Genomic DNA, 11,028 nt, shown 5'->3' with positions numbered 1-11,028 from the left:
ATCAGTAGAATTGCTTTCTCCTAAGTGTACTTAACTGGACTGATAACCGCTATAGGGTATTCTACTCGCCCAATTCTCGATAATTACAGTTGCCGTGAGATTGCCAAAAACCTTTGTGTACATCCAACCACTGTTGTTTATTGGGTAAGGCAAGGTTGGCTGAAAGCGAAAAAGCGTTATGTCAATTGTTATCAAATCAAAAGCCGAGATTTAGAACAGTTTTTCAATAATCCTCCACAGCCAATTAGACATCGGATTGCAGCGATAGATCCGCAGGTTGTTCGTTATTTGGTGGGTTAATCAATCGTGAAAGTAAAATAAAATTATCCTATACCTAAACCCTCAACAATGCTGCTCCCAGAACTTGAACAACAACTCCTTCAACTTAACCACAATGAGAAACTGTATATTATCCAACTTCTAGCCCAAAGTCTCACAATACAAGATACTCAGAAAGAACAACCAACCAAACTCTCAGAATTCTTTCGTAAATCTCCCTTGGCTGAAGTGGGTGAAGAACTTGACCTGAGCAGAGATCGCAGCCTGAGTTAAGATGTCTTCAGGCCATAGACTATCTAATATATGTGGAGGTGCTAGATGACTCAAGCCCTACCCAAGTTAGCAACCTTTGAACAATTTATCGAGTGGTATCCCTCAAATGGGGTGCGATATGAACTACATAAAGGAGTCGTTGTAGAAATGCCACCCCCAACTGGCGAACACGAAAATGTTGTTGGATTTTTGGCAGCACAGATAACCTTTCAATTCTTGCAAATGGGGCTTCCGTTTCGCATTCCCAAAACTGCTTTTATCAAAATTGAGAGCAATAACTCAACCTATTCTCCCGACATTTTAGTATTAAATCATAACAATCTCGTGAATGAACCTCTGTGGAGCAAACAATCGACTGTTATTCAAGCGGAATCTGTACCAATCGCCATTGAAGTAGTTAGTACCAACTGGCGAGACGACTACTACGACAAATTCAGAGACTACGAAGAAATCGGAATTCCTGAGTATTGGATTGTGGACTATGCTGCACTCGGTGGCAAAAGGTTTACTGGTAATCCTAAACAACAAACGATTACCATTTGTAATTTAGTTGACGGCGATTATCAAATGACTGTGTTCAGAGGAGATGATGTGATTGTATCGCCTTTATTTCCCGAACTCAAATTGACAGCACAACAAATTTTCGATTCTGCTTTGTAAGGACTAAAATAATTCCAAAAGAATATTTCGAGGAGCCGTTAATTAAATTAAAAGTTCAAAATAAATCGGAGATGCGTGTTTGTAGAAAGTAGTAATTTATGGCAGAAACACAACAACAGCAAATCAGGGAGTTACGGGCATTAAATTTAACACCAAAACAAATAGCCCGAAAGCTGGGTATTAAAGTGTCAGAAGTTAATGCAGCGATTCAAAATGAAGCAGAGCAAACTGCATTAGATAGATTAGAAAAAGGGGAATTAGAACCTGTATACCAGTGTTTAGCAAGCGAGAATCTGCTCCAGCTATTACTGAAAAACTCACCAGAAAATAGCATCAAAAATCTGCTGACCAAAATTATACCTGCAAAGAACAATAAGGAAATTGAGCGCGGTTTAGGATTAGTAGTTATTAGCAGGGTAGCTCGATACAATCAAATCACAGTTTGTAGTTATCTTTTAGATGTCTGGTGCTTAGGTGTTAAAGATGCCACACCACCACGTACATTAGACAGGAGAGAATTTAAAGATTTTGTAGAAGTACTATTCGAGCCATTCCCAGAAAAACCACAAGAGATTGGGCTTGAAGTTGCGGCTGGGATGATATTTAGTGCTTGCGAATATGCCGAAAGTTTAGGATTTCAACCACACAAAGACTTTGAAAAAGCACGTTCGCATATTGGAAACTGGGATGGAAAAATTCGGATTGAATGCGGTCGCAATGGAAAACCATGCTTTGTTAGCGGCCCCTACGATAACTCAAAAAAAATCATTGAAACGCTGAATAAGAGTAGAGGTGAAGGTAATTTTGATTTTATAGTTGGTTCTGCCCCTGGGGGACGTGATTTTTGGTAAACGAAGGGTAATAAAATTGTGGCGGTGTTTGTCTAGCTGATTGGGCACTTACCAGTAATAAAATGCCCAGCCTTGCGTTGCGCCTGAAAGGCGCAACGCCACCAGTTACTAGGTTTTCAAGAAAATATATGTGATAAGGCTGGGCATTTTATTTTTTGGATCTCCCGTGCATCATCAATAAAAGCACCCATGTTTCTTGAAAAACACATGGGCGCTATAAAAAATACTAAACAAGGATTATTTATTTGCCTTGATAGACCAAAGTAATCATTACAGTAACAGCCATTACGTAAATAAACTGCAAACAAAGTCACAAATGTTTTGTTAATAATGTTACTTCTATAAAATTAATCTGACTCAGAATACCTATAACAACGTATGATTTCCTAATCAAGAAGTTAAATACTGTCCAATAGACGGTTGTTGACGGCGTAGCGCAGTCATTGCTTGCTGCTGGATTTGACGCACTCGCTCTCGACTGAGATTGAGCTTCTCTCCAATCTGAGCCAAACTTCGTTCTTGATTATCCAACAGCCCAAAGCGCAAAATTAGTACTTCGCGCTGCACTGGTTTTAGTAATGCTAACAAATTACTTAAGTCTTGACGCAACAAAAGTTGAGTTATGTGTTCATCCGGCGAAATGTCTTCCGAGGCTAGAAGTTCGCTTAGTTCTGTTTCTTGATTGTCACCCACCTTCAAATCTAGAGAAACTGTCCCACTAGCAACTTTGAGGTATTCTCGAACCTGGCTTGGCTCTATGTCCAATTTTTGAGCAATTTCTGCAACAGTGGCTCGGCGACCAAGTGTTTGAAACAATTCTCGCTGTACTTTCTTTATTTGATTGAGTTTCTCGTTAACGTGAATTGGTAGTCTCACCGTCCGAGATTTTTCAGCGATCGCTCTGGTAATTGCCTGACTAATCCACCAGTAAGCATAAGTTGATAATTTGTAACCTCGATTAGGGTCAAACTTCTCTATCCCTCTTTGTAAACCAATTGCTCCTTCTTGAACCAAATCCAAGAACTCTAGATTGCGACGTTGGTATTTTTTAGCAATTGAAACCACCAGTCGCAGATTAGCTGTAATCATCTTTTGCTTGGCTCGTTGACCTTGCTGGAAGATTTGATTGATTTCAATTTCACTTTTGTTGACAAAATTCGCTAATTCTGAGGGTGTTGGTTGGCGATGCAATTGTTCGCTAAGCTGCTGCTGTTGCTGCTCAAGGGCAATCATTTGCTGTACAAGTCTTGCATAAGTTATTTCTTGGTCAGAGGTTAATAACGGGAACTGACCAATTTCTTGCAAATATACGCGCACCATGTCTGAAGTTATGCTGGACATACAATTTTCTTATTTTTTTTAATTTAGACAGGTTTAAAAGTATAAACCAAATAGCGTCATTAAAAATATCAACCAGGGAACCTAATCTTATGCGGCGAACGCTGTTGTTTTAAAAGTGAAACTTTTACTAAGAACTAGCTACGGTTAAAATACTGAAGAAATTGCCATAATGCAAGATTTACTTATTCGTGTATCATAAATGAGTGTCTTGTATCTCTTCAAATTAGGGAAGTTATCATTCCTAATAGTGAAGATGATTTAACTCGCAAATGATAGATGTTGTCCGAATTCATTTGATAGAAACTTGTCGAGCGAGCATTTTGTGTTGAATTGTTTTAAATTGAGGTTGAAGTTTGAACTTTTTAGTCTTGATTAATACCAATTTGCAATCAAAAAATTTAGGTACAGCAGGTATTTCACTTAATAATGCTAGGTTCATTCTAAATATATTGCTGAACTTTTAAATGCCTCTTCTGGCGTACCATAAAAAGTACCATTATCAAATACGCTAGGCTCGTATCTTTCATTACTATAAGTATAAAAAGCTTTCGTCCATTTCTCTTCATTGCCTTTATAACGCAATCGACAAAGGTGAATTGGAGTATTCCTAGCTCTTGCTAAATATTCTTCACGCGTTACTTTAAATAATGACGAGTCATAATTGTCTGGAATCAATGGTTCTTTATAAGCATCTATATAACAGAAGTATCCTTTGAAGCGTACATCGATACGTATATATTTCCCAGCATAATGCTGCTCTGCATAAGCTAATATCCTTTGTTTCGTTCTTTGTTTTACTTGCTCAGGAATTTTAACTCCCCCTGAATGTGGATCGTTAACCCATACTCTCATGGTTAGCTCCTAATCTCTTTAATATTTATTCAAAAACATTGGTTCTTTCAATAATGAACCATTCATGGTATACGATTGCCAAGAAAAACTCTTCATCCTTAACGCGATCGCACACTGCTATAAATCCCGAAAAAAATGGATCGTCTTCATAGGTACTATCAGATAAGAATAGTGTTACGGAATTGTTATCTCTACTCCATATAGAACGTATTATACTGATATTAGGATGATGTGATTTATCCACGGGCAATAATACGAAACATCCTTCAATCTCGATGAATTCGGGCTCCTCATATTTCAAAACAGATTCCCAATCTTCTGGGCCTTCGTGCTTTTCAATAATTCTGTCCCACCTCACTGACTTAATTTTTTTTCTAGTTTGGTCTGATAAATCCGCAATTTTCATTTTTGGCTACCCTAAATAATTTTTGATAATTTTTCAATATTTCTTGTGGTTCAAATTTATTGCAATACTAGATTGCTCAAATTTTAATTAATATTAATAGGTATTGATGTATCATCATTTAGGTATTTTAGCCGAAAAAATTATAAAACTTCTATGCCTCGACGAACCACCACACTTTCATCTGGGTCTACTGCTGCAAACGGGCTGGCTCTTTCCGATTTACATCTACGCTTACAATTTTTAGAGAAAGAACATCAATCTATCCTCAAGCAGATTAAGAAAAAGCGAACTGAACTAAATAACTTTGTTGATAAGGGGCGAACTCTTGCCACAGAAGTTGTGCATCGGGCTAATCCCAGCTTCCAAAAAATGGCTCAACTCGACCAGGAAATTCACGCTTTGTTTGAAACTATTTTTACTACTCGAAAATTTGGTAAACAAACTCTCAAGAAGATACAAGCAGTTTATCGTCAGCTATAATTTGCCGGAATCATCAGTGTAAAACCCGACACGGGGCAATTTCAGCAACAGATAAAGGAAGAGTTTTCAACTGTAGAAGAGGATTCTTCCACTGAAACTCCCGAAAATCCTTATCAAAATCAACATTGGCAAGCACAAGAAACAACCTCATTTGGGACTGGAGCTAGAACCGAGACACAACAAAAAATTCGCTCCACATTTTTAAGGTTAGCTGAAATCTTTCACCCGGATAAGGTACAAGATAGCGAAACACAAAAATATCATACCGAAATTATGCAAGAAATAAATATTGCCTACCAAGAAGGAGATTTGGCAAGGCTGCTAGAAATTGAATCTCGTCAACGAGCGGGGGAAGTTGTCGATCTCAATAATGAAGATGATTTAACTCGAAAGTGTCGCCATCTAGAACAGCAAAATCAAATTCTCCTGACTCAATATGAAAATCTAAAACAAGAGCTACGTTTAGCCAAAAATACTCCAGAAGGAGCAATGGTTTCTAGCTCTCGAAAAGCTAAAAAACAAGGTATTGATGCTGTAGCTGGGATGGTCGAAGCCATCGAATCTCAAATTCAGGCTGTTTCTCAAATCCGGGATTTTGTCAAAGATTTTCAACAGCAGAAGTTGACTATCCAGGAATTTCTTGCTGGCCCAGTTTCTCTATATTCCTCTGAGGAGGAATTACTCCAAGATATTTTGGAACAGATGTTATCAGACTTGATTCGATAAGAACCTGTTAATTAACAAACCCTTGTACAATTTGGCTTTCTTAATTGCGTTAGCGTAGCGGGGCGAAGCCCATTGCGAATTGTGAATTGCTATTAGTCTGGTAGCAACTTAGAATCCCAAATATAAAGTCCTTTTTCCTCTGGTACTCTAGAGAATCTTCCTGTGCGATAACCGCGCGATAATTCATTCAATACTGCTGGTCTAACTTGTTGAACCTGTTCTGGTTTGAGTTTTCCATATAGTTGGTTGATAACTTCAGCCACATCAAAAACTGTTGTCGGATTCTTTTGCAGCAACGAACTAATCGCATCAATCAAAAATTTGCCGTCAAACTCTGCTTTCATGGGAATGCTATTAGCTTTAGCGTGTGGGTCTGGTTTTTTAGATTGAGTTGGACTAGGCTTTGAAGAAGTATTTTTGCGCGACGAGTTGAGTAATTTCAAATCTTTGGTGTAGTAACCAGGTTTACCCGGAACGAGCGACCATTTACCGCTTTCTTTTCCTTGAGTTAGCGTTGAGTGAACTCTACTTTTGACTACCTTAGTTGCTTTTGGTTCTAACTCTCCATACAGCGATCGCACAATAAAATCTACATGGCATACATTACCAATATGTTGCTGTAGTAGCTTTTCAACCGCTTCGATGCGTCTATTAGACTGATATTCACCCACCATTGGAATGTCCTGCCCGAACAACGATTTGTTTGGCGCAGTACTAGCTTGTTCTAAGCTGGTAGACTCTGCTGCTGCTGGTTCATCTTCAAGGAGGGATGAGGAAGTAGTACTGGGCTGGACTAATTCACTGGCAGTTTCTACACTGTTGTCACTGTTGTCCAAAGTTATGCTTTCTTGGGCAGCATCAAAAGACTCATCGGATTGGGTTTGAGTTTGGAGAATCTCAAAGCTTTCAGCATTAGACAAGTTTTCTACCACACTGGAAGCAGCCTGGGTCTGGTCTAATGACAAGTTGATATCTTCTTGATTTTGAGAAGATACATTTTCTGTGGCTAAATCGCTTACTTGTGGTACGTCAGTCTCGTTCGCTTCTCCTAATTCTGGTTCGGTTTTCGAGTCCTCAGCATGATTGCTATTCAAGCTTTTTTGAGCAGGTAAAGTCAATATTTCTTCTATCGCTTCCCCAGATGAGCCATTAGTGTCCACCTCATCTTTCAAAGCCCAGTTAGATAACAACGCTTCTACATGATTTAGGTTCTCTAAAGCTTCTCTATACAATTTTCCATACTTTTCTACCAATGGAGCATAATAATCTTTTATTGACAATAGTGTTAGAAGAAATTTTTGGGGAGGAGGCTGTATCTGCATCTAAGTATCCATTCAGTTTTAATTTCTGCGTTACGAGTATTACTTTTACGTCTGTTGCAAGTAGCACTCTTTCTTGTGTAGCTCAATCACATCTCTAGTACTTAACACACAACTGGAAACGCGTGATAGTCCTTTTCTGTTCTAGCTTATCTTTTTTGCGCTCGCTTCATCTATTTGTCTAAAATTTTAGATTGCATCAGAAAAACTGGGGAGCCTAATTTAAATCTTCAGTTAGTTAATTCTGACGAATGTCTTTTTTTTCATCCCCATGCTGTTAAAACGCTTCGCGCAACAAGAGTGAAAATATCTCGCATTCAAGAGAACAACAATGGATATTCAATCGGCTTTGTTGCATGAAAAAGGAAGATGGTAAATTATACTCATTACTTGTATCTGCTCAAGCCTCAACCTGACGATGAAGACGAAAGCCCAGTACAAAGTCAAGAATTGGAACGCTTATGATGCTGCACTAAAGCAGCGAGGTAGCATAACCTTCTGGGTAAATGAAGAAGTAATCGAGCAGTGGCACAACCAGCAGAAAACAGGAAGAAAGGGAGCATCGAATTATTACTCTGATACGGCGATCGCCACAATGGGAACAATTCAATCGGTGTTTCATTTACCAGGGCGACAAGCAGAGGGATTTTTAGAATCGCTGTTCATGCTTATGGGAATTGAGCTAGTAGTGCCGGATCACTCTACCCTATCTCGTCGGATGGGCAAGTTGTCAGTAGAACTGCCAGTCATACCAAAGGATAAAGCTGTTCATGTTGTGGTGGATTCAACCGGGGTGAAAGTATATGGTGAGGGTGAGTGGAAAGTTCGCACGCATGGAGTAGGAAAAAGACGGACGTGGCGGAAGTTGCATCTAGGCGTTGACTGTGAAAGTGGTGAAATTCTGGGTGCGGTGGTGACTACTAATGATATGGCTGATTGCGAGGTACTACCTGACATATTGGAGCAGATTGAGCAACCGATAGAACAAGTATCTGGTGATGGTGGCTATGACACAAAAGGTTGTTACGATACCATTTCACAACGTGGGGCGAAAGCCACAATTCCACCGCGTAGCAACGCCAAAATCCAACAACCACACCCTGATTCTCAGCCCCATCCTAGAGATGAAAATCTGCGAAGGGTGAACCAAGTTGGACGTAAACAATGGAAACAAGAAAGCGGATATCATCGCCGTTCTTTATCTGAAACTGCCATTTTTCGGCTCAAAACCATCTTTGGTGGCAAGTTGAGACGACGCTTTTTTGATAACCAGGCTGTGGAGTTGTTCTTGCAATGTGCTGCCCTGAATCGCATGATCCAGTTAGGTAAACCTGATTCTTATAAAGTCGAAGATTAATTCCTATCCTTACTTCGGATTGGTGTGTCTTTTTTTCCTTTCATGCAACAAAGCCCACTAAACCTACCAACAAAGCCGCCACTCAAAAGAATTCCAAACCTCGCAACAAGTCCGCAGCTTAATCCCACAACTTGGTTTTGAAGCAGAGCGATCGCGTTACTACAAGCGATCGCTTCCCCTGTCGTTTCAAAAATTAGAATAATGCAAGCAGCGCACTGTGCTTTATTTGTAGCTCTCCAATACGCTCCAGATGAAAGAGAGTTTGCGGTTGCTCGTCTGCATCTCGAAAGAGCAATTGCTTTGTCTGGAGAATATTACAAAACTCGCTACTCTATATTTTGAAAGACTTCACCAGAAAAGGTGAAACGCTCAGTTAGACAACAATGCAACCAACTGGCATTCGATACGTACAAAGCACATGGTTGATTGTGCTGTGTTGGTAACGAATATGCAGCAAAGCAAACATCGGCTGGTATCCCCGAACCCAAGCAGTAGCGAGAATTCTTGTTCAATCTTGAATGTGCCTTTGATTGGATCGAGCGTGAGCATCCACAAGAAATCAATATCAAGCAATTAACTCTAATTTGATTGCTTTGTTCAGTCTTCAGCATCGGCTACGCCAATTTTTTGTGAAATTATATCTATATATAGTCATGGTCAGCCAAATCGCTACACAAGGAACGCTTTTTGACCTACAAACTGTTCTAGATTATGGGCAATCCATCCTCAACGTTGCTCAAGAACTAGCTAAATCACTAATTGATCATCGCCCTATTTCTACAAAAACTATTCAATCGCAGATGAATCGCCACTTTCACGGCACTGCGGCACAGGGTAAGTGGTTGTGGAAAGATGCGTATGAGGCTGTTGAAGTTGCACTAGTTCTCTACCTCCGCCGTCAAGGAATACCACAAAACCCCTTAGAACAACTGCAACTGCTCGAATCCTTTTGCCTCACACACACCCGCCGGAGTGAGGAGCAATTGCAGCTTCAGCAGTTCTCGACTCCGCTACCGTTGGCGTACTTGGTGGCAATGGCTGGACAAGTGACTAGCAACGATTTAGTGCTTGAACCAAGTGCTGGGACTGGAATTCTGGCTCAGTTTGCCAAGCTCCAGGGGGCGAGTCTGATGCTTAACGAACTGGCTCAAGATAGAACCAAAATTCTGCGGCGGCTATTCCCTGGCACTCCACTATTCTCAGTCAACGCCGAGCAGATTAACGACTACTTAGCTGGTAAGACTCAGCCCTCGGTTGTGCTGATGAATCCGCCATTCTCATCATCGCCCAAGGTGAGCGATCGCAACCCCGACGCAACCCCTCGCCATATTAACTCTGCACTACAAAGGCTGTGCGACGGCGGACGGTTGGTAACAATTACAGCCAATTGGTTCTCTCCGGCTAACCCGACTTGGCGCGACACTTTTATTAGGTGGCAAGAAAAAGCGCGAGTTCTACTATCTGTAGGGGTCAGTGGCAAGGTGTACTCGAAACACGGGACAACAATAGAAACCCGAATCACAGTAATTGATAAGGTTCCGGCTGATAAAAAAGACGTAATCCCTTGCATTAGAGAAACTCTGGAACTGCCCGAAATACTGGCGTTGATTGAGCAGTTGCCTGGACGAGCTCTGTGGCAATCCGCACCTGTCAAAGTCGCTGCTGCTGTGGCGAAGGTTGTTAAATTACCGAAACGTACTACAGTAGCTCAACCAGAACCCTCCGCAGAAATTCCCGATGTAGTAGTTTTGGAATACGAAGTTGTCGAGTGGACTGCCACCGATGGGTTGAAAGATAGCCTCTATGAAACCTATCGCCCACAACGCATCAGAATCAAGGACGCTCTACCCCATCCCTCATTGCTTTGTGAGAGTGCAGCCTTAGCACTTGTCTCGCCTCCGCCTCCGACATATAAACCACATCTCCCACGAAACATTGTCTCACAAGGCTTGTTGTCGGAGGCACAGCTTGAGAGCGTGATTTACGCAGGTCAAGCGCATTCTGAATTCCTGTCTGGGTCTTACTTGGTAGATGACTCATGGGATAATGTGTCTGTAGCAGCACAGGGCGAAGGAAATGCCGTAAAATTCCGTCGTGGCTGGTTCCTTGGCGATGGGACTGGTGCTGGTAAGGGTAGACAATGCGCGGGTATTATATTAGACAACTGGTGTCAGGGCAGACGAAAAGCAATCTGGGTATCAAAAAGTGCTGCCCTTATTGAAGATGCCCGTAGAGATTGGTGTGCGCTGGGTGGCAGCGAGAAAGACATAATCGACCTCTCGAACATCAAGCTAGGCGATCCAATCGGGTTCACTCAAGGCATTTTATTCTGCACATATTCCACACTGCGATCTCAAAAGAATAGCAAAAGCCGACTTAAGCAAATTGTGGAGTGGGCTGGTGCTGATTTTGAAGGTGTCATTTCATTTGGGAGCAACGCGATTTTGTGAGGTTGGGTGAAAAAGGTGCGATCGCTAACAACTT

General features: G+C 41.1%; 11 protein-coding genes and 1 pseudogene. 8 read left to right on the top strand and 4 right to left on the bottom strand.

Annotated features, from left to right (window positions below; translation table 11 throughout):
• Window positions 1–24: 24 nt before the first annotated feature.
• From ACM0OY_RS37820 to ACM0OY_RS37805, 4 genes are all read left to right on the top strand, one after another.
• Window positions 25–300, top strand: a complete 276-nt coding sequence (locus ACM0OY_RS37820; protein WP_414573848.1) for a hypothetical protein — start codon at window positions 25–27, stop codon at window positions 298–300.
• A 48-nt stretch (window positions 301–348) separates the two neighbouring features.
• On the top strand, window positions 349–552 hold the full coding sequence (locus tag ACM0OY_RS37815) for a hypothetical protein (protein ID WP_414573847.1): 204 nt from the start codon (window positions 349–351) through the stop codon (window positions 550–552).
• Between the two features lie 45 nt (window positions 553–597).
• Entirely contained in the window at window positions 598–1,212 is a 615-nt protein-coding gene (locus tag ACM0OY_RS37810; RefSeq protein ID WP_414573846.1) for a Uma2 family endonuclease, read from the top strand.
• Between the two features lie 98 nt (window positions 1,213–1,310).
• The gene (locus ACM0OY_RS37805) at window positions 1,311–2,063 is read left to right on the top strand and encodes a DNA-binding response regulator (protein WP_414573845.1); all 753 of its coding nucleotides are present in this window, start codon (window positions 1,311–1,313) and stop codon (window positions 2,061–2,063) included.
• A 390-nt stretch (window positions 2,064–2,453) separates the two neighbouring features.
• On the opposite strand, the gene ACM0OY_RS37800 is transcribed toward ACM0OY_RS37805, so the two are convergent.
• The 3 genes from ACM0OY_RS37800 to ACM0OY_RS37790 all read right to left on the bottom strand — a co-directional run bounded on the left by ACM0OY_RS37800 (window position 2,454) and on the right by ACM0OY_RS37790 (window position 4,662).
• On the bottom strand, window positions 2,454–3,404 hold the full coding sequence (locus tag ACM0OY_RS37800) for an RpoD/SigA family RNA polymerase sigma factor (protein ID WP_414573844.1): 951 nt from the start codon (window positions 3,402–3,404) through the stop codon (window positions 2,454–2,456).
• Between the two features lie 435 nt (window positions 3,405–3,839).
• Window positions 3,840–4,256: a hypothetical protein gene (locus ACM0OY_RS37795; RefSeq protein WP_414573843.1), complete on the bottom strand. Its 417-nt coding sequence runs from the start codon at window positions 4,254–4,256 to the stop codon at window positions 3,840–3,842.
• 25 nt (window positions 4,257–4,281) lie between these two features.
• The gene (locus ACM0OY_RS37790; protein ID WP_414573842.1) at window positions 4,282–4,662 is read right to left on the bottom strand and encodes a hypothetical protein; all 381 of its coding nucleotides are present in this window, start codon (window positions 4,660–4,662) and stop codon (window positions 4,282–4,284) included.
• A 153-nt stretch (window positions 4,663–4,815) separates the two neighbouring features.
• Here ACM0OY_RS37790 and ACM0OY_RS37785 point away from each other — a divergent pair.
• Window positions 4,816–5,868 (top strand): annotated as a pseudogene (locus tag ACM0OY_RS37785) (J domain-containing protein).
• A 92-nt stretch (window positions 5,869–5,960) separates the two neighbouring features.
• Here the strand turns inward: ACM0OY_RS37785 and ACM0OY_RS37780 are convergent.
• Window positions 5,961–7,190: a hypothetical protein gene (locus tag ACM0OY_RS37780; RefSeq protein WP_414573841.1), complete on the bottom strand. Its 1,230-nt coding sequence runs from the start codon at window positions 7,188–7,190 to the stop codon at window positions 5,961–5,963.
• Window positions 7,191–7,605: 415 nt separating this feature from the next.
• On the opposite strand from ACM0OY_RS37780, the gene ACM0OY_RS37775 reads away from it, so the two are divergent.
• From ACM0OY_RS37775 to ACM0OY_RS37765, 3 genes are all read left to right on the top strand, one after another.
• Window positions 7,606–8,544: an IS5 family transposase gene (locus ACM0OY_RS37775; RefSeq protein ID WP_414573840.1), complete on the top strand. Its 939-nt coding sequence runs from the start codon at window positions 7,606–7,608 to the stop codon at window positions 8,542–8,544.
• 201 nt (window positions 8,545–8,745) lie between these two features.
• A complete protein-coding gene (locus ACM0OY_RS37770; protein ID WP_414573839.1) occupies window positions 8,746–8,886 on the top strand; it encodes a hypothetical protein in 141 nt (46 codons plus the stop codon).
• Between the two features lie 311 nt (window positions 8,887–9,197).
• Entirely contained in the window at window positions 9,198–10,994 is a 1,797-nt protein-coding gene (locus tag ACM0OY_RS37765; RefSeq protein WP_414573838.1) for a strawberry notch-like NTP hydrolase domain-containing protein, read from the top strand.
• Window positions 10,995–11,028 lie beyond the last annotated feature (34 nt).

It is taken from the genome of Nostoc sp. CCY 9925, from assembly GCF_963920935.1.
Taxonomy (GTDB): Bacteria; Cyanobacteriota; Cyanobacteriia; order Cyanobacteriales; family Nostocaceae; genus Nostoc.
Note: the sequence above shows the minus strand (reverse complement) of the source record. Positions and strands in the feature narration are given on the sequence as shown.